The following is a 21,040-nucleotide window of genomic DNA, read 5'->3' as shown; positions in this document are numbered from 1 at the left end:
TCCTCACATCAAATCCTTCAGCGAGCGCTTGCTCGCTAAAGGCAAGTCCAAGATGGCCGTGATAGGTGCCTGCATGCGCAAGCTGGCCCACCTGTGCTTTGGTGTTGTGCACTCAGGCAGGCCATATGACCCGAATTACGCCATGTGAGGCTTGACGCGCAAGACGGTATCTACGGCGCTGGAGCGGAGGGCTCCGTTTCGCGCGCGTCGCGCACGAGCAGCGTCTGCGTCGGAAAGGCGAACTCGATGCCGAGGGCCGCGAACCGGTCCATGATCTGCAGGTAGATCTCCTGCTGGATGTCCGCGTAGCGGACGAAATCCGCCGTCTCCACCCAGTACACGACGTCGAAATTCAGCGACGACGCGGCCATGCCGCTGAAATGCGCGCGGTCGAACGTCACCGGCTCCTGTGCCTTGACGATCTCGGTCAGCATGGCAGGGATCAGGCGCAGCTTCGCCGTCGGCGTGTCGTAGGTGACGCCCACCGTGAACGCGGCCCGGCGCCGGGTCATGCGCGTCATGTTCTGCAGCCGGCTCTTGAGCAGGTCCGCATTCGAGAACACCAGCTGCTCGCCGCCCAGGCTGCGCAGCCGGGTCGTCTTGAGGCCCACGTATTCCACGGTGCCCAGGAATTTGTCGACGATGATGAAGTCGCCGATCACGAATGGCTTGTCGAGCACGATCGACAGCGACGCGAACAGGTCGCCGAGAATGTTCTGGACGGCCAGTGCCACCGCGATACCGCCGATACCCAGCGAGGCGACGAGGGTGGTGATATTGACGCCGAGATTGTCCAGCACCATCAGCAGCAGCACGGCCCACAGCACCGTCCGCGCGATGAAGCCGACCGCGGCCGCCGACGTGGCGCGGGCCGGATCGCCGGCGCGGTTCTGGTAATAATCCGTCAGCCAGGCGCGCAGCGCGCGGTTGCCCCACAGTGCGGCCTGGATCAGGCCGGTGACGATGGCGACGCGCGTCGCGAACAGGTGCACCGCGGGCGGCAGCGTCAGCGCCTTGCTGCCGGCAAACAGTCCCATGATGACGATGGCCAGCAACCGGGTGCCGTCGAGCGCCTCGACGGCGATGTCGTCGAGGCGGGTCTCGGTGCGCGCGGCCAGCGTCCGCATATGGTGTACGCCCACCTTCTTGGCGATGTACAGGGCCAGCGCGACCCCGGCCGCGATGCCGAGGGCCGTCAGCCAGGCCAGCGTCGTGTTGTTGAAGAACACCAGGTTCATCCGATCATCCTTTCCTTGTCCTTGACGGGCGCTATTGTAAGGGTACGGTGCAGCGCACAAGTTTTTTCGGATGGGTATTGCGCTTTGCCAAAACATGCTCGTATAATGCGGCTCCCCGGGCGGTTAGTTCAGCTGGTTAGAATACTTGGTCGACATCCAAGGGGTCGCAGGTTCGAATCCTGCACCGCCCACCAGAATTCCTCCATATCGCAGGCCTTGAGCCTGTAGAGAAAAGATGCAGTGGTATCTTTTCTGTGCCGTTCAGCCTGAACGGATTCTCTGATCTCCAAGACACTAGCGTAAAACGCAACAGGCCGCGTCAGCTTCGCATTATCCTGTTGCGTCTATCCGTGGCGCGCGCTATACTAGCCGGCTTCGGTATGGGCCTATCTTTTTTTGGTCCATGCGTTTTTAGAGGAAGTTTCACGACTTCCGATAGTCAACTACCCCCGCCCAATCGCAGGTGGGAATGGAGAAAAAATGAGCCTGGGCCTTCTCGGTCGCAAGGTTGGCATGATGCGCATCTTCACGGACGACGGCGATTCGATTCCCGTTACCGTGCTGGACGTGTCGAACAACCGTGTTGCGCAAATCAAAAACCCTGAAACTGATGGCTATGCCGCAGTTCAGGTCGTCTTCGGTCAACGTCGCGCTTCCCGCGTGAACAAGGCCGCTGCCGGTCACTACGCCAAAGCCGGCGTCGAAGCTGGCACGATGCTGAAGGAATTCCGCGTCGAAGCCGCTCAAGCCGCTGGTTTCAAGGCTGGCGACGCAGTCAATGTCTCGATGTTCGAAGTGGGCCAGAAAATCGACGTGCAAGGCACCTCGATCGGTAAGGGCTACGCCGGTACCATCAAGCGCCACAACTTCGCGTCGGGTCGCGCCACCCACGGTAACTCGCGTTCGCACAACGTGCCGGGTTCCATCGGTATGGCACAGGATCCGGGCCGCGTGTTCCCTGGTAAGCGCATGACCGGTCACATGGGTGATGTCACTGTCACCACCCAGAACCTGGAAATCGCCCGTATCGACGCCGAGCGTCAACTGCTGCTGGTTAAGGGTGCCGTTCCTGGCGCCAAGAACGGTCAAGTGATCGTCAAGCCGGCAGTCAAGGTCAAAGCCAAGAAAGGAGCATAAGCGATGGAACTCAAGCTCCTGAATGAGCAAGGTCAAGCTGGCGCCGCAGTCAACGCCGCCGACACCGTGTTCGGCCGTGATTACAACGAAGCCCTGATCCACCAGATCGTGGTCGCCTACGCCGCCAACGCGCGCAGCGGCAACCGCAAGCAGAAGGATCGTGAAGAAGTCTCCCACACGACCAAGAAGCCCTGGCGTCAAAAAGGTACGGGCCGCGCTCGTGCCGGTATGTCGTCGTCGCCGCTGTGGCGTGGCGGTGGTCGCATCTTCCCGAACTCGCCGGACGAGAACTTCTCGCACAAGGTCAACAAGAAGATGCATCGCGCAGGTATCTGCTCGATCTTCTCGCAGCTGGCCCGCGAAGACCGCCTGAGCGTCATCGAGAACCTGACCGTCGAAGCACCGAAGACCAAGCTGCTGTCGCAAAAGCTGCAGGGCATGGGTCTGGACTCGGTCCTGGTGATCACCGACACCATCGATGAAAACCTGCTGCTGGCATCGCGCAACCTGCCGAACGTGCTGGTTGTCGAGCCGAAGCATGCCGACCCGATGTCGCTGGTGTTCTACAAGAAAGTCCTGGTCACCAAAGCTGCTCTGGCCAAGATCGAGGAGATGTACGCATGAGCGCCGCAATCAAATTCAGCGAAGAGCGCCTGATGAAGGTGCTGCTGGCTCCGGTCATTTCCGAAAAGGCGACCTTCGTCGCGGAAAAGAACGAACAGATCGTGTTCAAGGTCCTGCCGGACGCGACCAAGCCGGAAATCAAAGCCGCCGTCGAACTGCTGTTCAAGGTCGAAGTGGAATCGGTCCAGACCGTGAACCGCGAAGGCAAGCAGAAGCGTTCGGGCCGTTTCACCGGTCGTCGCAACCACACCAAGCGCGCTTTCGTGGCCCTGAAGCCGGGTCAGGAAATTAATTTTGTCGAGGAGGCTAAATAATGGCACTCGTTAAGATGAAGCCAACCTCCCCAGGCCGCCGCGGCATGGTGAAGGTTGTGAATGCCGACCTGTACAAGGGTCGTCCGTTCGCAGCCCTGGTTGAGAAGAAATCGAAGACCGCTGGCCGTAACAACAACGGTCACATCACCACCCGTCACATCGGCGGTGGTCACAAGCACCACTACCGCGTGGTCGACTTCAAGCGCAACAAGGACGGTATTCCGGCCAAGGTCGAGCGCATTGAATATGACCCGAACCGCAGCGCGCACATCGCTCTGGTGTGCTACGCCGACGGTCACCGCGCGTACATCATCGCCACCAAGGGCATGGCCGTGGGCGATAACGTCATGAACGGCTCGGAAGCGCCGATCAAGTCGGGTAACTGCCTGCCGATCCGCAACATTCCGGTCGGTACCACCATGCACTGCGTCGAAATGCTGCCGGGTAAGGGTGCTCAGATGGCCCGTACCGCAGGCGCCGGCGTGGTCCTGATGGCCCGTGAAGGCACCTACGCTCAGGTTCGCCTGCGCTCGGGTGAAGTGCGCCGCGTGCACATCGAGTGCCGCGCGACGGTTGGCGAAGTCGGCAACGGCGAGCACAACCTGCGCAAGATCGGTAAAGCCGGTGCAATGCGCTGGCGTGGCGTCCGCCCGACCGTTCGCGGTGTGGTGATGAACCCGATCGACCACCCGCACGGTGGTGGTGAGGGTCGTACGGCTGCCGGTCGTCATCCGGTGTCGCCATGGGGCCAGCAGACGAAGGGCAAGAAGACGCGTTCGAACAAGCGCACGTCGTCGATGATCGTCTCGCGCCGCGGCAAGAAATAAGGATAAGACATGACTCGTTCATTGAAAAAAGGGCCGTTCATTGACGCCCACCTGGTGAAAAAAGTCGAGACCGCGCAAGCGAACAAAGACAAAAAGCCGGTCAAAACCTGGTCGCGCCGCTCGACGATCACCCCGGACTTCATCGGTCTGACGATCGCCGTCCACAACGGCAAAGTGCACGTGCCGGTGTACGTGTCCGAGAACATGGTGGGTCACAAGCTGGGCGAATTCGCCCTGACCCGCACGTTCAAGGGCCACGCCGCTGACAAGAAGGCGAAGAAATAATGGAAACTAAAGCTATCCTCAAAGGCGTCCGCCTGTCGGAACAGAAAGGCCGCCTCGTCGCCGATCTGATCCGCGGCAAGAAAGTCGACGCCGCGCTGAACATCCTGCAGTTCAGCCCGAAGAAAGGCGCGACCATCATCAAGAAAGTGCTGGAGTCCGCAATCGCGAACGCCGAGCACAACGATGGTGCCGACATCGACGAACTGAAGGTCGTTCAGATCTATGTCGAAAAGGGCCCGATCCTGAAGCGCTTTACGGCACGTGCCAAAGGCCGCGGTGATCGCATTTCGAAACAATCCTGTCACATCTTCGTGACTGTCGGTAACTAAGGAGTCACACGATGGGTCAGAAAATCCACCCAACCGGCTTCCGCCTGGCGGTCACCCGTAACTGGGCATCGCGCTGGTACGCTGGCAACGGCAATTTTGCCGACATGCTGAAGGAAGACCTGGAAGCCCGCGCTTTCCTGAAGAAGAAACTGAAGAACGCCTCCGTCGGCCGCATCGTCATCGAGCGTCCGGCCAAGAACGCGCGCTTCACGATCTATTCGTCGCGTCCGGGCGTGGTCATCGGCAAGAAAGGCGAAGACATCGAAGTTCTGAAGTCGTCGCTGACCAAGATCATGGGCGTGCCGGTGCACGTCAATATCGAAGAGATCCGCAAGCCGGAAATCGACTCGCAGCTGATCGCCGATTCGATCGCCCAGCAGCTCGAAAAGCGTATCATGTTCCGCCGCGCCATGAAGCGCGCGATGCAGAACGCGATGCGTCTGGGCGCCGTCGGCATCAAGATCATGTCGTCGGGCCGTCTGAACGGCATCGAGATCGCACGTACCGAATGGTACCGCGAAGGTCGTGTGCCCCTGCACACCCTGCGCGCCGACATCGACTACGGCACCAGCGAAGCCTCGACCACGTACGGCATCATCGGCGTGAAAGTCTGGGTTTACAAGGGCGACCGTTCGCCGACCGGCGAAGCACCGGTGATCGACGTTCCGGCCGACGAGAAAAAGCCGCGCGGTCCGCGTCGTGACGACGGCAAACCGGCCGGCCGTGGCCGCCCGGGCGCCAAGCCAGGTACCGCACCAGCAGGCCGCCGCGCTGCCAAGCCGGCTGCTGAGAAAGCAGGAGAATAAGCATGCTGCAGCCATCCCGCAGAAAGTATCGTAAAGAGCAGAAAGGCCGTAACACCGGCATTTCGCACACCCGCGGCACCGCGGTCTCGTTCGGCGAGTTCGGCCTGAAGGCAGTTGCCCGCGGCCGTATCACCGCACGCCAGATCGAAGCTGCACGTCGTGCCATGACCCGTCACATCAAGCGTGGCGGCCGTATCTGGATCCGTATCTTCCCGGACAAGCCGATTTCGAACAAGCCGGCTGAAGTTCGTATGGGTAACGGTAAGGGTAACCCGGAGTACTACGTGGCCGAGATCCAGCCGGGCAAGGTCCTGTACGAAATGGACGGTGTCGCCGAAGAACTGGCGCGCGAAGCATTCCGCCTGGCTGCCGCCAAACTGCCGCTGGCGACGACGTTTGTCGTGCGTCAAGTCGGCCAATAACAGGAGTTAAGAATGAAAGCAACGGAACTCCGCGGCAAGGACCAGGCAGCTCTGCAGCAAGAGCTGAATGAGCTGCTGAAGGCACAGTTCGGCCTGCGCATGCAAATCGCAACGCAGCAACTGACGAATACCGCCCAGCTCAAGAAGGTGCGCCGCGATATCGCGCGTGTCAAAACCGTGATGACCCAGAAGGAAGCCAAATGAACGACACCACTAAAACGGCGCTGAAGCGTACGCTGGTCGGCAAAGTCGTGTCCGACAAGATGGACAAGACGGTGACCGTGCTGGTTGAGCGTCACGTCAAGCACCCGCTGTACGGCAAGATCATCGTGCGCTCGAACAAGTATCACGCGCACGACGAGACCAACCAGGCCAAGACCGGCGACACGGTCGAGATCACGGAAGGTCGCCCGATCTCGAAGACGAAGGCTTGGACCCTGACCAAGGTTGTGCAGGTCGCTCAGGTTCTGTAATGCCTGACGAGGTGTTTTTCACAACACCTCTCAAAAATTAGTCTTGCGTGGCCCGCTGGTATGTGGAATACTAGCGGGCTTCGTTCATGTGTTGCCGCAGTTTGTCCTTCGGTAACTGCGGCCTGCAACGAACATTGGAAAGTCCAATCACCCAAACGTACGCGCTTGCAATGAGTGCGGCCGGCGGGACCAAGACTGACCGCAGGCCTACGGTTTTCCGTGGGGTTTCTTCGGCTTAAGTTGGGAAAGAAAATATCATGATTCAAACTGAAAGCCGGCTCGAAGTGGCCGACAATACCGGTGCGAAAGAAGTACTGTGCATCAAGGTATTGGGCGGCTCCAAGCGCCGTTACGCCAGCATTGGCGACGTGATCAAAGTCACCGTGAAGCAGGCTGCTCCGCGCGGCCGCGTCAAGAAAGGTGAAATCTACAACGCCGTGGTCGTGCGTACCGCTAAAGGTGTGCGCCGCCAGGACGGCTCCCTGGTGAAGTTCGACGGCAACGCCGCCGTCCTGCTGAACAGCAAGCTGGAGCCGATCGGTACCCGCATCTTTGGACCGGTGACGCGCGAACTGCGTACCGAAAAGTTCATGAAGATCGTGTCCCTGGCACCTGAAGTTCTGTAAGGGAGTCGCAATGGATAAGATTCGTAAAAACGACGAAGTCATCGTTCTGGCCGGTAAAGACAAGGGCAAGCGCGGTGTCGTTCAGCAGCGCGTAGATGCTGAGCACGTCATCGTCGAAGGCGTGAACCTGGCCAAGAAGGCCGTCAAGCCGAACCCGATGACCGGCGTAACTGGTGGTATCGTCGACAAGACCATGCCGATTCACGTGTCGAACGTCGCGCTGTTCAATGCAGCGACCGGCAAGGCTGATCGCGTTGGCTTCAAAGAAGTGGATGGCAAAAAAGTCCGCGTCTTCAAGTCGAACGGCGAAGTAGTGAAAGGGTAATGAGAAATGGCCCGTCTCCAACAACTGTATAAAGACAAAGTCGTTGCCGAACTGACCGAAAAATTCGGTTACAAGTCGGTGATGGAAGTGCCGCGCCTGACCAAGATCACCCTGAACATGGGTCTGTCGGAAGCTGTCGCCGACAAGAAGATCATCGAGCACGCTACCGGCGACCTGACGAAGATCGCCGGCCAGAAGCCGGTCGTGACCAAGGCTCGCAAGGCAATCGCAGGTTTCAAGATCCGCGAAGGCTACCCGATCGGCACGATGGTGACCCTGCGTGGCGCCCGCATGTACGAATTCCTGGACCGCTTCATCACCGTGGCCCTGCCGCGCGTGCGTGACTTCCGCGGTGTCAATGGCCGTTCGTTCGATGGTCGTGGCAACTACAACATCGGCGTCAAAGAGCAGATCATCTTCCCGGAAATCGATTACGACAAGATCGATGCGCTGCGTGGTATGAACATCTCGATCACCACGACCGCTAAGACCGACGAAGAAGCCAAAGCGCTGCTCGCCGCATTCAAATTCCCGTTCCGGAACTAAGAACATGGCAAAACTTGCACTGATTAACCGCGAACAGAAGCGTGCAGACCTGGTGGAGAAATTCGCCGCAAAGCGTGCCGCTCTGAAAGCAATCATCGACGACCAGTCGAAGACCGAAGAAGAGCGTTACGAAGCACGCCTGAAGCTGCAGGCACTGCCGCGTAACTCGGCCCCGTCGCGCCAGCGTAACCGCTGCGCCATCACCGGCCGTCCCCGTGGCACTTTCCGTAAATTCGGTCTGGCCCGTACCAAACTCCGCGAATTCGCCATGAAAGGCGAAATCCCGGGTATGACCAAAGCTAGCTGGTAATAGGAGAATAAGCAATGAGTATGAGCGATCCTATCGCCGATATGCTGACCCGTATTCGCAACGCGCAAGGCGTGCAGAAGACTACCGTCGAAATGCCGTCGTCGAAGCTGAAAGTTGCGATTGCCAACGTCCTGAAGGACGAGGGTTACATCGAAGATTACGCCGTGTCCACCGAAGGTGGCAAGGCTGAACTGAAAATCGGTTTGAAGTACTACGTCGGCCGTCCGGTTATCGAGCGCATCGAGCGCGTATCCCGTCCTGGCCTGCGCATCTACAAGGGCAAGGATGAGATCCCCCAGGTCATGAACGGCCTCGGCGTGGCAATCGTCTCGACCCCGAAGGGTGTGATGACCGACCGCAAAGCACGTGCTACCGGCGTCGGTGGCGAAGTGATTTGCTACGTGGCTTAAGGAGTAGACGATGTCTCGAGTAGCTAAGATGCCAATCGCCGTCCCGGCCGGTACCGATGTCGCGATCAACGCGTCGTCGATCACCGTCAAGGGCCCGCTGGGCACCCTGACCCAGGCACTGAACGGCCTGGTCAAAGTGGAAAACAACAACGGCACGCTGTCGTTCGACGTGATCGACGATTCCCGCGAATCGAACGCCATGTCGGGCACCCTGCGTGCTCTGGTAAGCAACATGGTGACCGGTGTCACCAAAGGTTTCGAAAAGCGCCTGACCCTGGTCGGCGTGGGTTACAAGGCCGCCGTCCAAGGCAACGCCCTGAACCTGTCGCTGGGCTTCTCGCACCCGGTGCTGCACGCGATGCCGGAAGGCGTCACCGCTGCAACCCCGACCCCGACCGAGATCCTGATCAAGGGTATCGACCGTCAAAAGGTCGGCCAGGTTGCCGCAGAAGTGCGCGCTTACCGCTCGCCTGAGCCATACAAAGGCAAGGGTGTCCGTTATGCGGACGAAGTGGTGAAGCTTAAAGAAACCAAGAAGAAATAATCGGAGCTGACGATGGACAAGAAAGAATCGCGTCTGCGTCGCGGACGCCAAACCCGCATCAAGATCGCGCAGCTGGGCGTGAACCGCCTGTCGGTGCATCGCACCAACCTGCACATCTATGCGAACCTGATCAGCCCGGATGCGAAGGTCCTGGTTTCGGCTTCGACGCTGGAAGCAGAAGTGCGCGCCGAGCTGGGCGGCAAGTCGGGTGCGGGCGGCAACGCCGCCGCAGCCGCACTGGTTGGCAAGCGCGTCGCAGAAAAAGCACTGAAAGCAGGGATCACCGAAGTCGCATTCGACCGTTCGGGTTTCCGTTACCACGGCCGTGTGAAGGCGCTGGCGGAAGCCGCGCGCGAAGCTGGTCTGAAGTTCTAAGGAAGAATCGTCATGGCAAAAATGCAAGCGAAAATGGCAAGCGACAAGCCGGATGATGGCATGCGCGAGAAAATGATCGCGATCAACCGCGTGACCAAAGTGGTCAAGGGTGGTCGTATCATGGGTTTTGCAGCGCTGACCGTTGTCGGTGACGGCGATGGCCGCATCGGCATGGGCAAAGGCAAGTCGAAGGAAGTTCCGGTCGGCGTGCAGAAAGCGATGGAAGAAGCCCGCCGCAACCTGATCAAGGTGCCCCTCAAGAACGGCACGCTGCAGCACAGCGTCACCGGCCGCCACGGCGCGTCGTACGTGATGATGTCGCCGGCCAAGCCGGGTACCGGCGTGATCGCAGGCGGCGCAATGCGCGCCATCTTCGAAGTGATGGGCGTGACCGACGTCGTCGCCAAGTCGACCGGTTCGTCGAACCCGTACAACCTGGTTCGTGCGACCCTCGATGGTCTGGCAAAAATGAGCACTCCGGCCGACATCGCTGCCAAGCGCGGCAAGTCGGTGGAAGAGATCCTGGGTTAAGGGGAATAACTATGGCAAACACCATCAAAGTCAAGCTGGTCAAAGGCCTGATCGGTACCCGCCAGGATCACCGCGCCACCGTGCGCGGTCTGGGTCTGCGTCGTGTCAACTCGGTTTCCGAGCTGCAGGACACCCCGGCGATCCGCGGCATGATCAACAAGGTCAACTACCTCGTGAAAATTGTCGACTAAGCCTCGGCTTGGTCAACGGAGAAAATAATGGAACTCAATACCATCCAACCCGCTGAAGGCGCGAAACACGCCAAGCGCCGCGTCGGTCGCGGTATCGGCTCGGGCCTGGGCAAGACCGCCGGTCGCGGTCACAAGGGTCAGAAGTCGCGTTCGGGCGGCTTCCACAAGGTCGGTTTCGAAGGCGGCCAGATGCCGCTGCAGCGCCGCCTGCCGAAGCGTGGCTTCAAGTCGCTGAACGCTACGTTCAAGGCTGAAGTGCGTCTGTCGGACCTGAACAACCTGGCCGTCGCCGATGTCGACGTCCTGGTGCTCAAGCAAGCAGGCGTGCTGCCGGTCGTCGCTCGCGATGTGCGCGTGATCCTGTCGGGCGAAATCACCAAAGCGGTGAACCTGAAGGGCATCAAGGCGACCGCTGGCGCGAAGGCAGCGATCGAAGCAGCTGGCGGTTCGGTCGCCTAAACGCGGCCGCTGCCTGATCGGAGCAAAAATTGGCGACTAATTCACAACTTGGTAAAAGTGCTGCTTCCGGCTTCCCCTGGGGTCGGTTGTGGTTCTTGCTTGGCGCGTTGGTCGTGTATCGTATCGGAGCTCACATCCCGGTCCCCGGGATTGACCCGATCGCCATGGCCCAGCTGTTCAAGCAGAACGAGGGCGGCATCCTGGGCATGTTCAACATGTTCTCGGGCGGGGCCCTGTCCCGCTTTGCCGTGTTCGCTCTTGGCATCACGCCTTACATTTCGGCTTCGATCATCATGCAGCTGGTGTCGATCGTCTCGCCGCAGATGGAGGCACTGAAGAAAGAGGGCGAGTCCGGCCGCCGCAAGATCACCCAGTACACCCGTTACTTCACGGTCGTGCTGGCGTTGTTCCAGGCGTTCGGCATCGCCGTCGCGCTCGAGGCGCAGCAAGGCCTCGTGATCGATCCAGGCATGGCTTTCCGCTTCGTGACCGTCGTGACCCTGTTGACCGGCACCATGTTCCTCATGTGGCTGGGTGAGCAGATCACCGAACGTGGCCTTGGCAACGGTATCTCGATCATCATTTTTGCCGGTATCGCAGCGGGTCTGCCGAACGCACTGGGTAGCTTGTTCACCCTGGTGTCGAACGGTTCGATCGGCAGCTTCTCCGCAATCATCATCGTGATTCTGGTAGCTCTGGTGACTTACGCGGTCGTGTTCGTCGAACGTGGCCAGCGCAAGATCCTGGTGAATTACGCGAAACGCCAGGTCGGTAACAAGATCTATGGTGGCCAGACCAGCCACCTGCCGCTGAAGCTGAACATGTCGGGTGTGATCCCGCCGATCTTCGCTTCGTCGATCATCCTGTTCCCGGCCACGATCGTCGACTGGTTCACGAAAGGCAAGGACGTCACGAATCCGTTCATCGGGTTCCTGAAAGACCTCGCCGCCTCGTTGAGCCCGGGCGAACCGATCCACGCGTTATTGTATGCGGTGGCAATCGTGTTCTTCTGCTTCTTCTATACGGCGCTGGTATTCAACAGCAAGGAAACGGCGGACAACTTGAAGAAGAGCGGCGCGTTTGTACCGGGCATTCGTCCGGGCGAGCAGACCGCGCGCTACATCGACAAGATCCTGATGCGCCTGACCCTGGCCGGTGCGGTCTATATCACGCTGGTATGCCTTTTGCCGGAGTTCCTGCAAAGCCAGTGGAAAGTACCTTTCTATTTTGGCGGAACCTCGCTCCTGATCATCGTGGTCGTCACGATGGATTTCATGGCGCAGGTGCAGAACTACGTCATGTCGCAGCAATATGAGTCGCTGCTGCGCAAGGCTAATTTCAAAGGCGGTATCCCGTCGCGTTGAGCGGCTGGCGCCCCCCAGGAGTGAATAGACCGAATGGCAAAAGACGACGTCATCCAAATGCAGGGGGAGATTCTGGAGAATCTCCCGAACGCGACCTTTCGCGTAAAGCTGGAAAACGGGCACGTGGTGCTTGGACATATCTCGGGTAAAATGCGGATGAATTACATCCGCATTCTTCCGGGTGACAAGGTAACGGTGGAACTGACCCCTTACGACTTGTCCCGGGCCCGCATCGTGTTCCGCACCAAGTAAAACTAATCAAGTTATCGAATCTGGAAGAGAGTGCAAAATGAAAGTTAACGCTTCAGTCAAGCGGATCTGCCGCAACTGCAAGATCATCAAGCGCAAGGGCGTGGTCCGTGTGATCTGCGTCGAGCCGCGTCACAAGCAGCGTCAAGGTTAATTTCGAGGAATAACGAATGGCACGTATTGCAGGGGTCAACGTCCCCAATCATCAGCACACCGTCATCGGCCTGACGGCAATCTATGGCATCGGCCGTACCCGCTCGAAGCAGATCTGCGAATCGACCGGCGTTGCGACCAACAAGAAGGTCAAGGACCTGGACGACAACGAACTGGAAAAGCTGCGTGACGCAGTCGGCAAGTTCGTCGTCGAGGGCGACCTGCGCCGTGAGCTGTCCATGAGCATCAAGCGCCTGATGGATCTGGGTTGCTACCGCGGTATGCGTCACCGCAAGGGCCTGCCGGTCCGCGGCCAGCGCACCCGTACGAATGCGCGTACCCGCAAGGGCCCGCGCAAAGCAGCTCAATCGCTCAAGAAATAATCTAGGAACTGACCATGGCTAAGCAACAAAGCTCGGCGGCTGCAGCCCGCATCCGCAAGAAAGTCAAGAAGAACGTCGCGGAAGGCATCGCACACGTCCACGCATCGTTCAACAACACCATCATCACGATCACCGATCGTCAGGGCAATGCCCTGTCGTGGGCGACGTCCGGCGGCGCAGGCTTCAAGGGTTCGCGTAAATCGACCCCGTTCGCGGCGCAGGTCGCAGCTGAAGCGGCTGGCAAGGTTGCTCAGGAATACGGCGTGAAGAACCTGGAAGTGCGTATCAAGGGCCCGGGCCCGGGCCGTGAGTCGGCTGTGCGCGCGCTGAACAACCTGGGTATCAAGATCACCGAAATCCAGGACGTGACGCCGGTGCCGCACAACGGCTGCCGTCCGCCGAAGCGTCGTCGTATCTAATACTGCCAGGGCGGCTTTGCCGCCTGTCGCGGTATCGGTACGCCACACGCCGTGGTGTCAAGAATCGCCGGTGCAGTTAACCCCGAAATGGGTTATACTGCCCGGCTATTGTCGCCTTGGGCCGTCCCGGCCCGGGGTATTTTGTAAGCCACGTCCGGTCTCATCGAAGAATCGGACTAGCGCCTGTTGCGAACGTCGATCGAATCGCATCCGGGGCGTGATCATCAAAATAAAGGAAGTTTAACGTGGCACGTTATATCGGACCTAAAGCAAAACTGTCGCGCCGTGAAGGCACCGACCTGTTCCTGAAGAGCGCACGCCGCTCGCTCGATTCGAAGTGCAAACTGGACGTCAAGCCAGGCCAGCACGGCGTCAAGTCGGGCCAGCGTACGTCGGACTACGGCAACCAGCTGCGTGAAAAGCAGAAGGTCAAGCGTATCTACGGCGTGCTGGAGCGTCAGTTCCGCCGCTACTTCGCCGAAGCGTCGCGCCGCAAGGGCAACACCGGCGAGACCCTGCTGAAGCTGCTGGAATCGCGTCTGGACAACGTTGTCTACCGCATGGGCTTCGGCTCGACCCGTTCCGAAGCGCGCCAGCTGGTCAGCCACAAGGCCCTGACCGTGAACGGCAACGTCGTGAACATCGCTTCGTACCAGGTCAAGACCGGCGACGTCATCGCCGTCCGCGAAAAGGCCAAGAAGCAGACCCGTATCCTCGAAGCCCTGTCGCTGGCCGAGCAGGTTGGTTTCCCGAGCTGGGTGTCGGTCGACGCCAAGAAGATGGAAGCAACCTTCCGTTCGTACCCGGAGCGTAACGAGATCGCTGCCGACGTCAACGAAGCGCTGATCGTCGAACTGTACTCGCGTTAATTGACAAATGGAGCGGCGCGCCGCTCCATTTGTCACCCCGCGCAGGGCGGGGATCCGAGTTCTGTGTTAGCTGACGTAACGCTCGCAAACTTGGGTTCCCGCCTCCGCGGGAACGACGGTTTTTCTGCCGTCGCGCCTCACCGGATTCGCCGTACCGCCTGCTCGAAGAAGCAGGCGTTTCTACTGATGCCATCAGCCTTATCGGTGTAACGAGCCGAGGGTATTGAAGAGGACACTCATGCAAAATAGTTTGTTGAAGCCACGTATTATCGATGTCGAAACGCTCGGCGCCGGCCACGCAAAAGTCGTGATGGAACCGTTCGAACGTGGTTATGGCCACACGCTGGGTAACGCGCTGCGTCGCGTCCTGCTGTCGTCGATGATCGGCTACGCGCCGACCGAAGTGACGATCGCCGGCGTCGTGCACGAGTACTCGTCGCTGGACGGTGTGCAGGAAGACGTCGTCGACCTGCTGCTGAACCTGAAGGGCGTCGTGTTCAAGGTGCACAACCGTGACTCCGTGACGCTGACCCTGAAAAAGGAAGGCGAAGGCCCGGTCCTGGCTTCGGACATCGATCTGCCGCATGACGTGGAACTGATCAACCCGGATCACGTGATCGCCCATCTGACCGCCGGCGGCAAGCTGGACATGCAGATCAAGGTCGAAAAAGGCCGCGGCTATGTGCCGGGTAACGTGCGCCGCCTGTCGGAAGACACGAACAAGACCATCGGCCGCATCATCCTGGACGCATCGTTCTCGCCGGTCCGCCGCGTGTCGTATGCCGTGGAATCGGCCCGCGTCGAGCAGCGTACCGACCTGGACAAGCTGATCATCAACATCGAGACCAACGGCGTCATCACGCCGGAAGAAGCGATCCGCCAGTCGGCCCGCGTCCTCGTCGACCAGCTGAACGTGTTCGCCGCCCTGGAAGGCACGGAAGCCGCCGCGGAAGCACCGTCGCGTGCACCGCTGGTCGATCCGATCCTGCTGCGTCCGGTGGACGACCTGGAGCTGACCGTCCGTTCGGCAAACTGCCTGAAGGCCGAGAACATCTATTACATCGGCGACCTGATCCAGCGTTCGGAAAACGAACTGCTGAAGACGCCGAACCTCGGCCGCAAGTCGCTGAACGAGATCAAGGAAGTCCTGGCTTCCCGTGGTCTGACCCTGGGCATGAAGCTGGAGAACTGGCCGCCCGCAGGTCTGGAAAAGTAATTGCACCACCTGCCTGGGCAATGTTGCCCGGGCAGTTTTCAACCTAGAACCGGTCCGCGGTCACGCCTTTAGCGCGTGAACGATCGAAGAACTGGATTTAAAACACTCGAAAGGAAATACCATGCGTCACCGTCACGGCCTTCGCAAGCTGAACCGTACTTCGTCCCACCGCCTCGCCATGCTGCGCAACATGACCGTTTCGCTGCTGCGTCACGAAGCGATCAAGACCACCGTTCCGAAAGCCAAGGAACTGCGCAAAGTTGTCGAGCCGATCATCACCCTGGGCAAGAGCGACACCCTGGCCAACAAGCGCCTGGCATTCGCCCGCCTGCGCGACCGCGAAATCGTCCAGAAGCTGTTCGCCGAAATCGGCCCGCGCTACAACGCGCGTCCGGGCGGCTACATCCGCATCCTGAAGATGGGCTTCCGCGTTGGCGACAACGCACCGATGGCGTTCGTCGAGCTGGTCGACCGTCCGGAAGTCACCTCGGCTGACGACGCGCCGACCGCAGAGTAATCGCTACTCCGCGTTCATGAAAAACCAGGCCGTTGCGCCTGGTTTTTTTTCGGCTGTCGAAGGCCTGCAGCCGATGCGCACCCGGTGTACCATGCTGATGCGTTGAACCAATCTTCCGACCCATGTCCCGATTCTCCTCCTCGTCCGCCGCACGCCTGCTGGCCACGCTGTGCACGCTGCTGCTGGCGTGCTTCGCCTTCGTCCCCGTCGCCCACGCGGACGACGATTTCCTGCCGCCCGAACAGGCATTCAAGTTTTCCGCGCACATGGCGGACGCGCACACGATCGTCGTGAACTATGCGATCGCCGACGGCTACTACATGTACCGCGAGCGCTTCCACTTCAGCGCGAACGGCGCGAAGCTGGGCGCGCCCGCGATCCCGCCCGGCAAGGTCAAGTTCGACGACACGTTCCAGAAGAACGTCGAGACCTATCACAACGGCGTCGAGATCCGCATCCCCGTCGAGGCCGCGGGCCCGTTCACGCTGAACGCGAGCGGCCAGGGCTGCGCCGACAAGGGCCTGTGCTATCCGCCGCAGGACACGTCCATCCAGCTCGCGCCGGGCGGCGGCGGCGGACCGCAGATGAGCGTCGCGCCGGGGCAGTCGCTGCCGCCGGGCCAGAGCACCTTCGCATTCCCCGGCAAGGCCGCCCAGCCGGCGCCGCAGGTGGATACGCCCGCAGCGTCGGCATCGGCATCGGTAGCCGCAGCCGTAGCGGCACCGGCCCCGCAGCCCGTCGCGCCCGCGCCCGCGCGCGGCGCGCCATCCGAGCTGTCGGGCATCGCCGCTCTGCTGCAGGGCGGCCGCCTGCTCGCCATCATTCCCGCCTTCATCCTGCTGGGCCTGGGCCTCGCGTTCACGCCTTGCGTGCTGCCGATGGTGCCGATCCTGTCGTCGATCATCGTGGGGGAGGGCGGACAGGTGCACCGCTCGCGCGGCTTCGTGCTGTCGCTCGCATATTCGCTCGGGATGGCGATCGTCTACACGGCGCTCGGCGTCGCCGCCGGCCTCGTCGGAGAAGGTCTCGCGGCCGCGCTGCAGAATCCGTGGGTGCTGTCGAGCTTCGCCTTGTTGATCGCCGCGATGTCGCTGTCGATGTTCGGCGTGTTCCAGTTGCAGGTGCCGGCCGCGCTGCAGACCCGCCTGTCCAGCGCTTCCGGCCGCCAGGCGTCCGGCAAGCTGGCCGGCGTGTTCGTGATGGGCGCCATCTCCGCGCTGATCGTCGGCCCGTGCGTGGCCGCGCCGCTCGCGGGCGCGCTCGTGTACATCAGCCAGACGCGCGACGTCGTCATCGGCGGCGCCGCCCTGTTCGCGATGGCGATCGGCATGAGCATTCCGCTGCTGCTCGTCGGCGTGTCGGCCGGCTCGCTGCTGCCGCGTGCCGGCATGTGGATGGAGGCCGTGAAGCGTTTCTTCGGCGTGCTGATGCTGGCGATGGCCTTGTGGATGGCCGCGCCCGTGCTGCCGGGCCTCGCGCAGATGCTGCTGTGGGCCGCGCTGCTGCTGGGCTACGGCTTTTATCTGCTGCGCGGTCTCGGCAAAAACGGGCATTGGGCCGGGCCGGCCCTCGGCGCGGCATGGGTCGTGCTCGGCGCGGTCCAGCTGGTGGGCGCGGCCAGCGGCGCGCGCGATCCGGTTGCGCCGCTGGCCCGCTTCACGGGCGGCGTGCCGGCGCGGCCGCTCGCGTTCACGCGCATCAAGACCGTGGCCCAGCTCGACGCCGCCCTGGCCGCGACGGGCAACCGCACGGCGCTGCTGGATTTTTATGCGGACTGGTGCGTGTCGTGCAAGGAGATGGAAAAGCTGACCTTCGTCGACCCGGCCGTCAAGGCGCGGCTGGCGAATACGGTACTGCTGCAGGTCGATGTGACGGCCAACGATGCGGACGACCGGGCGATGCTCAAGCGTTTCGGCCTGTTCGGGCCGCCGGGGATCATCATGTTCGACAAGCGGGGCACCGAGATTCCCGATAGCCGGGTGATCGGCTATCAGGACACGAACAAATTCCTCGGCTCGCTGGCCAGGTTACGGTAGGGTGGGCGGCCTCCGCCCACGCACTCGACGTTAGCGGGCACGGGACGGCATCTCGAACGGCGCGTATCGCCGCGTGGGCACGTTTCATTTGAGGCCCCCGGCCTCAAATGCCCACCCTACCGATCAGCCGCGGCGCATGCCGTGGCCGTGCCCGTGGCCGAAGCGCGCGGCCTTCTCGTCGAACGTCTTCTTCTGGTCCGTGCTCAGGACCGAATAAAACGTGTCGAGGGCACCCTGGCGCTGCTCGAGGGCGGCCGTGCGCTGCTTCTGCATATCGATCATCTTCGCCATGCGTTCCGGCGCCGTCAGGTTGGCCCAGGCGGCGCGGTCGTGCTGTCGGCGTGCCGGAGGCTGCATCGACGCGACGAAGGCGTTCCACGTGTTTTCCTGCGCCGGCGTGATCTTGAGCGCGTCGTGCAGCCTGGCGATGCGCTGCGCCCGGAACTGGGCGCGCTGTTCCGGCGTCGGCTTCTGATGTTGCATGCGGTGGTGGACGGGTGCCGCGGCCTGCTCCGTCGTTTGTGCGTGGGCGCCCAGGGCGCAGGCGCCGAGGGTCAGCGCGGACAGGGCAGTAATCAGGTGTTTGCGATAGGTTTTCATCTCGTATCCTAGTCAGGGGGTAAATTGACAAACGGCCAAACGTTGTCATCGTGCTCCGATCGGCGTCTATCGCGTCGTCTTCGCATGGTGTTCATCATGGCCCCGAGTTGTAAGCGCAGCGTTTCCGCTCTCTCGTTCTTTGTATCAATTTGTTTCCCTATCAGATCCATATACAAGCCGATACAAAGTTGCTGTTCAGGGTCGCGCCAAGTCGCGATAATGACGCCATGGACAATCCATCTACCATCCTGATCGTCGACGACGACCGCGACATCCGCTCGCTGCTGGCCGACTACCTGGAGGCGAACGGCTACCGCGCGCTTGCCGCGGCCGACGGTACCGCCATGTGGAAACTGCTGGACGAGTCGCGTCCGGACCTGATCGTGCTCGACCTGAACCTGCCCGGCGACGACGGCCTCACGCTGTGCCGCAAGCTGCGCGCGCATTCGACCATGCCCGTCATCATGCTGACCGCCCGCAGCGAGCCGCTGGACCGCATTCTCGGCCTGGAGATGGGGGCCGACGACTACCTGCCGAAACCGTTCGAGCCGCGCGAGCTGCTCGCGCGCATCCGCAGCGTGCTGCGCCGCAGCCACGCAATGCCACCGGCCTCGCAGGCCGAGAACGTCCAGCAGATGAAGTTCTCGGGCTGGACGCTCGACCTCACCGCCCGCCACCTCGTCAATCCGCAGGGCGTGATCATCATGCTGTCGGGCGCCGAATTCCGCCTGCTGCGCGTGTTCCTGGAACATCCGAACCGCGTGCTCAACCGCGACCAGCTGCTGAACCTCACGCAGGGCCGCGACGCCGATCCGTTCGATCGTTCGATCGATATCCAGATCAGCCGCCTGCGCCAGAAGCTGGGCGAGGACGCGCGCATGCCCCAGATCATCAAGACCGTCCGCAACGGCGGCTATGTGCTGGCCGGGCAGGTCACGGTGGAGCCGAGCACGTGAGAGCGTTCCTCGGCTCGATGACGGGCCGCGTGTTTGCCACCCTGCTGCTGGGCATCCTGCTCACGGCCGCGCTGACGCAGCTGCTGGCCGACGCCGAGCGCCAGCGCGTCATCGACGAGTTCCGCGACCTGCACATGCTCGACCGCGCCGAGCAGTTGATCATGGCCACCGAGATCGTCCCCGAATCCGCGCGCAAAGCCTATCTGGACGTGGCCAACCGTCCCGGCATGCAGCTCGTCGACGTCGACATCCACCCGGCCGTGCTGGCCCCGGCCAATACCGAATTCACCCAGGCCCTGGCCGGCCGCATGGGGAAAGGTTATGTGATGCGCTCCCTGGCCGCGCGCCCGGCCGCGTGCGCGACGGCGCGCGACCAGCCCGTCGTGTTCGGCCTGATGCGCATGAAATGGCGCGGCACGTGCGAGAGCATCAGCGTGCGCCTGCGCGACGGCGACGAGCTCGTGCTGTCCGTGCTGCCGCCGCGCTCGGCCACGTCGCCCCAGCGCACGAACTACACGTGGACCATCGCGATCTTCCTCGTCAGCGTCGCCTTCCTCGCCTACCTCGTGGCACGGATGACGACGCGGCCGCTGAAGCAGCTGGCGCAGGCGGCCAAGGACCTCGGCAACGACATCAACCACCCGCCGCTCGACCTCACCGGTGCCGACGAGATCCGCCAGGCCAGCGCCGCCTTCAACGCGATGCAGGCGCGCATCCGCCAGTACATCTTCCAGCGCACGCAGATGCTGGCCGCGATCACGCACGACCTGCAGACGCCGCTCACGCGCATGCGCCTGCGCCTTGAAAAAGTCAGCGAGCCGGAATTGCAGGAACGCCTGATCGGCGACCTGTCGGCGATGCAGGCGATGGTGCGCGAAGGCCTCGACCTGGCGCGCAGCATGGACACGAACGAAGCCATGCAGCTGCTGGACCTCGACTCGCTGCTGGATTCCGTCTGCGCCGACGCGGCCGAGAGCCGCCAGCGCGTGACCTTGTCCGGCCATGCCGGCATGGCGTTGCTGGGGCGGCCGATGGACTTGCGCCGCTGCCTCGTCAACCTGATCGACAACGCCGTCAAGTACGGCCACGCGGCCAAGGTCAGCGTCGACCGCATCAACGGCGCCGCGCGCATCCGCGTCCGCGACGCCGGCCCCGGCATCCCGGGCGTCGAGCTGGCGCGCGTGTTCGATCCGTTCTATCGGGTGGAAACGTCGCGTTCGCGCGAATCGGGCGGGACGGGCCTGGGCCTGACCATCGCCCGCAACATCGCCGAGCAGCACGGCGGCAGCATCAGCCTGGCCAATCACCCGGAAGGCGGGCTGGAAGCGACCCTGATGTTGCCGGAATATTACCCAGGCAAGTAATCCAAAAAATCGCACGCGCAGAAACAATGCTGTTACACCCGTGTGGGACAATCCTTGCCGGAGACTGGGCCTGTACGGCCGACGTCATCCTCATCGCATAAATACAAAAGAGATCCGGCCGCCCGTCGGCGGCGCAGGGCTA

Annotated in this window: 33 protein-coding genes and 1 tRNA gene; 32 read left to right on the top strand and 2 right to left on the bottom strand. The window is 61.6% G+C overall.

Annotated elements, in window-relative coordinates; genetic code table 11:
• Window positions 1–170: 170 nt before the first annotated feature.
• Window positions 171–1,238, bottom strand: coding sequence for a mechanosensitive ion channel family protein (locus U9J41_RS09040; protein WP_322401861.1), 1,068 nt, complete (start codon window positions 1,236–1,238; stop codon window positions 171–173).
• 117 nt (window positions 1,239–1,355) lie between these two features.
• Between U9J41_RS09040 and U9J41_RS09035 the strand changes: the two genes are divergently transcribed.
• The 30 genes from U9J41_RS09035 to dsbD all read left to right on the top strand — a co-directional run bounded on the left by U9J41_RS09035 (window position 1,356) and on the right by dsbD (window position 17,978).
• Window positions 1,356–1,432: transfer RNA gene (locus tag U9J41_RS09035), tRNA-Val, on the top strand.
• A 286-nt stretch (window positions 1,433–1,718) separates the two neighbouring features.
• Entirely contained in the window at window positions 1,719–2,375 is a 657-nt protein-coding gene (gene rplC / locus U9J41_RS09030) for a 50S ribosomal protein L3 (RefSeq protein ID WP_322401860.1), read from the top strand.
• 3 nt (window positions 2,376–2,378) lie between these two features.
• Window positions 2,379–2,999 carry a 50S ribosomal protein L4 gene (rplD, locus tag U9J41_RS09025; protein WP_056126492.1) on the top strand — a complete coding sequence of 207 codons (621 nt, stop codon included), beginning with the start codon at window positions 2,379–2,381 and terminating at the stop codon, window positions 2,997–2,999.
• A complete protein-coding gene (rplW, locus tag U9J41_RS09020) occupies window positions 2,996–3,313 on the top strand; it encodes a 50S ribosomal protein L23 (RefSeq protein ID WP_036240333.1) in 318 nt (105 codons plus the stop codon). The genes rplD and rplW overlap by 4 nt, the downstream gene beginning before the upstream one ends.
• Window positions 3,313–4,140 carry a 50S ribosomal protein L2 gene (rplB, locus tag U9J41_RS09015; RefSeq protein WP_322401859.1) on the top strand — a complete coding sequence of 276 codons (828 nt, stop codon included), beginning with the start codon at window positions 3,313–3,315 and terminating at the stop codon, window positions 4,138–4,140. The genes rplW and rplB overlap by 1 nt, the downstream gene beginning before the upstream one ends.
• Before the next feature lie 9 nt (window positions 4,141–4,149).
• Window positions 4,150–4,425 carry a 30S ribosomal protein S19 gene (gene rpsS, locus U9J41_RS09010; protein ID WP_056449183.1) on the top strand — a complete coding sequence of 92 codons (276 nt, stop codon included), beginning with the start codon at window positions 4,150–4,152 and terminating at the stop codon, window positions 4,423–4,425.
• Window positions 4,422–4,754, top strand: a complete 333-nt coding sequence (gene rplV, locus U9J41_RS09005) for a 50S ribosomal protein L22 (protein ID WP_179966292.1) — start codon at window positions 4,422–4,424, stop codon at window positions 4,752–4,754. The genes rpsS and rplV overlap by 4 nt, the downstream gene beginning before the upstream one ends.
• 11 nt (window positions 4,755–4,765) lie before the next feature.
• Complete coding sequence (gene rpsC / locus U9J41_RS09000) at window positions 4,766–5,560, top strand: 30S ribosomal protein S3 (protein ID WP_036240339.1); 795 nt, start codon at window positions 4,766–4,768, stop codon at window positions 5,558–5,560.
• 2 nt (window positions 5,561–5,562) lie between these two features.
• A complete protein-coding gene (gene rplP, locus U9J41_RS08995; RefSeq protein ID WP_005663456.1) occupies window positions 5,563–5,982 on the top strand; it encodes a 50S ribosomal protein L16 in 420 nt (139 codons plus the stop codon).
• Between the two features lie 12 nt (window positions 5,983–5,994).
• Window positions 5,995–6,186 (top strand): 50S ribosomal protein L29, encoded by a 192-nt coding sequence (gene rpmC, locus U9J41_RS08990; RefSeq protein WP_056449176.1) that lies wholly within the window; start codon window positions 5,995–5,997, stop codon window positions 6,184–6,186.
• The gene (rpsQ, locus tag U9J41_RS08985; protein ID WP_056449173.1) at window positions 6,183–6,455 is read left to right on the top strand and encodes a 30S ribosomal protein S17; all 273 of its coding nucleotides are present in this window, start codon (window positions 6,183–6,185) and stop codon (window positions 6,453–6,455) included. The genes rpmC and rpsQ overlap by 4 nt, the downstream gene beginning before the upstream one ends.
• A 257-nt stretch (window positions 6,456–6,712) precedes the next feature.
• Window positions 6,713–7,081 carry a 50S ribosomal protein L14 gene (gene rplN, locus U9J41_RS08980; RefSeq protein WP_056126494.1) on the top strand — a complete coding sequence of 123 codons (369 nt, stop codon included), beginning with the start codon at window positions 6,713–6,715 and terminating at the stop codon, window positions 7,079–7,081.
• Window positions 7,082–7,091: 10 nt separating this feature from the next.
• Entirely contained in the window at window positions 7,092–7,406 is a 315-nt protein-coding gene (gene rplX, locus U9J41_RS08975; RefSeq protein WP_056449170.1) for a 50S ribosomal protein L24, read from the top strand.
• 6 nt (window positions 7,407–7,412) lie between these two features.
• Window positions 7,413–7,952 carry a 50S ribosomal protein L5 gene (rplE, locus tag U9J41_RS08970; RefSeq protein WP_322401858.1) on the top strand — a complete coding sequence of 180 codons (540 nt, stop codon included), beginning with the start codon at window positions 7,413–7,415 and terminating at the stop codon, window positions 7,950–7,952.
• Window positions 7,953–7,956: 4 nt separating this feature from the next.
• Window positions 7,957–8,262 (top strand): 30S ribosomal protein S14, encoded by a 306-nt coding sequence (gene rpsN / locus U9J41_RS08965; RefSeq protein WP_075794239.1) that lies wholly within the window; start codon window positions 7,957–7,959, stop codon window positions 8,260–8,262.
• A gap of 14 nt (window positions 8,263–8,276) precedes the next feature.
• Window positions 8,277–8,672: a 30S ribosomal protein S8 gene (gene rpsH, locus U9J41_RS08960; protein WP_036240352.1), complete on the top strand. Its 396-nt coding sequence runs from the start codon at window positions 8,277–8,279 to the stop codon at window positions 8,670–8,672.
• A 10-nt stretch (window positions 8,673–8,682) separates the two neighbouring features.
• A complete protein-coding gene (gene rplF, locus U9J41_RS08955) occupies window positions 8,683–9,216 on the top strand; it encodes a 50S ribosomal protein L6 (RefSeq protein ID WP_322401857.1) in 534 nt (177 codons plus the stop codon).
• A gap of 12 nt (window positions 9,217–9,228) precedes the next feature.
• Window positions 9,229–9,591, top strand: a complete 363-nt coding sequence (gene rplR, locus U9J41_RS08950; protein WP_036240357.1) for a 50S ribosomal protein L18 — start codon at window positions 9,229–9,231, stop codon at window positions 9,589–9,591.
• Window positions 9,592–9,603: 12 nt separating this feature from the next.
• On the top strand, window positions 9,604–10,122 hold the full coding sequence (rpsE, locus tag U9J41_RS08945) for a 30S ribosomal protein S5 (protein WP_036240359.1): 519 nt from the start codon (window positions 9,604–9,606) through the stop codon (window positions 10,120–10,122).
• A gap of 11 nt (window positions 10,123–10,133) precedes the next feature.
• Window positions 10,134–10,313 carry a 50S ribosomal protein L30 gene (gene rpmD / locus U9J41_RS08940; RefSeq protein WP_036240361.1) on the top strand — a complete coding sequence of 60 codons (180 nt, stop codon included), beginning with the start codon at window positions 10,134–10,136 and terminating at the stop codon, window positions 10,311–10,313.
• Between the two features lie 27 nt (window positions 10,314–10,340).
• Window positions 10,341–10,772 (top strand): 50S ribosomal protein L15, encoded by a 432-nt coding sequence (rplO, locus tag U9J41_RS08935; RefSeq protein ID WP_322401856.1) that lies wholly within the window; start codon window positions 10,341–10,343, stop codon window positions 10,770–10,772.
• A gap of 29 nt (window positions 10,773–10,801) precedes the next feature.
• Window positions 10,802–12,136, top strand: a complete 1,335-nt coding sequence (gene secY / locus U9J41_RS08930) for a preprotein translocase subunit SecY (protein ID WP_322401855.1) — start codon at window positions 10,802–10,804, stop codon at window positions 12,134–12,136.
• Between the two features lie 33 nt (window positions 12,137–12,169).
• Window positions 12,170–12,388: a translation initiation factor IF-1 gene (infA, locus tag U9J41_RS08925; protein ID WP_005663428.1), complete on the top strand. Its 219-nt coding sequence runs from the start codon at window positions 12,170–12,172 to the stop codon at window positions 12,386–12,388.
• A gap of 37 nt (window positions 12,389–12,425) precedes the next feature.
• Window positions 12,426–12,539, top strand: a complete 114-nt coding sequence (rpmJ, locus tag U9J41_RS08920) for a 50S ribosomal protein L36 (protein WP_005663407.1) — start codon at window positions 12,426–12,428, stop codon at window positions 12,537–12,539.
• Between the two features lie 16 nt (window positions 12,540–12,555).
• Entirely contained in the window at window positions 12,556–12,921 is a 366-nt protein-coding gene (gene rpsM, locus U9J41_RS08915) for a 30S ribosomal protein S13 (protein ID WP_036240369.1), read from the top strand.
• Window positions 12,922–12,935: 14 nt separating this feature from the next.
• Complete coding sequence (gene rpsK / locus U9J41_RS08910) at window positions 12,936–13,340, top strand: 30S ribosomal protein S11 (RefSeq protein WP_036172227.1); 405 nt, start codon at window positions 12,936–12,938, stop codon at window positions 13,338–13,340.
• Between the two features lie 245 nt (window positions 13,341–13,585).
• Window positions 13,586–14,209, top strand: coding sequence for a 30S ribosomal protein S4 (rpsD, locus tag U9J41_RS08905; RefSeq protein ID WP_056449155.1), 624 nt, complete (start codon window positions 13,586–13,588; stop codon window positions 14,207–14,209).
• 238 nt (window positions 14,210–14,447) lie between these two features.
• Window positions 14,448–15,425: a DNA-directed RNA polymerase subunit alpha gene (locus tag U9J41_RS08900; protein ID WP_056449152.1), complete on the top strand. Its 978-nt coding sequence runs from the start codon at window positions 14,448–14,450 to the stop codon at window positions 15,423–15,425.
• Window positions 15,426–15,546: 121 nt separating this feature from the next.
• On the top strand, window positions 15,547–15,942 hold the full coding sequence (gene rplQ / locus U9J41_RS08895) for a 50S ribosomal protein L17 (protein ID WP_322401854.1): 396 nt from the start codon (window positions 15,547–15,549) through the stop codon (window positions 15,940–15,942).
• 122 nt (window positions 15,943–16,064) lie between these two features.
• Complete coding sequence (gene dsbD, locus U9J41_RS08890; RefSeq protein WP_322401853.1) at window positions 16,065–17,978, top strand: protein-disulfide reductase DsbD; 1,914 nt, start codon at window positions 16,065–16,067, stop codon at window positions 17,976–17,978.
• A 123-nt stretch (window positions 17,979–18,101) separates the two neighbouring features.
• Here dsbD and U9J41_RS08885 read toward each other — a convergent pair whose 3' ends face one another.
• Window positions 18,102–18,578: a Spy/CpxP family protein refolding chaperone gene (locus U9J41_RS08885; RefSeq protein WP_322401852.1), complete on the bottom strand. Its 477-nt coding sequence runs from the start codon at window positions 18,576–18,578 to the stop codon at window positions 18,102–18,104.
• A 227-nt stretch (window positions 18,579–18,805) separates the two neighbouring features.
• Between U9J41_RS08885 and U9J41_RS08880 the strand changes: the two genes are divergently transcribed.
• Window positions 18,806–19,534 carry a response regulator gene (locus U9J41_RS08880; RefSeq protein ID WP_322401851.1) on the top strand — a complete coding sequence of 243 codons (729 nt, stop codon included), beginning with the start codon at window positions 18,806–18,808 and terminating at the stop codon, window positions 19,532–19,534.
• Window positions 19,531–20,898 (top strand): ATP-binding protein, encoded by a 1,368-nt coding sequence (locus U9J41_RS08875; protein ID WP_322401850.1) that lies wholly within the window; start codon window positions 19,531–19,533, stop codon window positions 20,896–20,898. Before U9J41_RS08880 ends, U9J41_RS08875 begins: the two co-directional genes overlap by 4 nt.
• Window positions 20,899–21,040 lie beyond the last annotated feature (142 nt).

This window comes from Massilia luteola (assembly GCF_034420155.1).
Lineage (GTDB): Bacteria > Pseudomonadota > Gammaproteobacteria > Burkholderiales > Burkholderiaceae_D > Telluria > Telluria luteola.
This window is presented reverse-complemented; position numbering and strand designations above follow the sequence as displayed.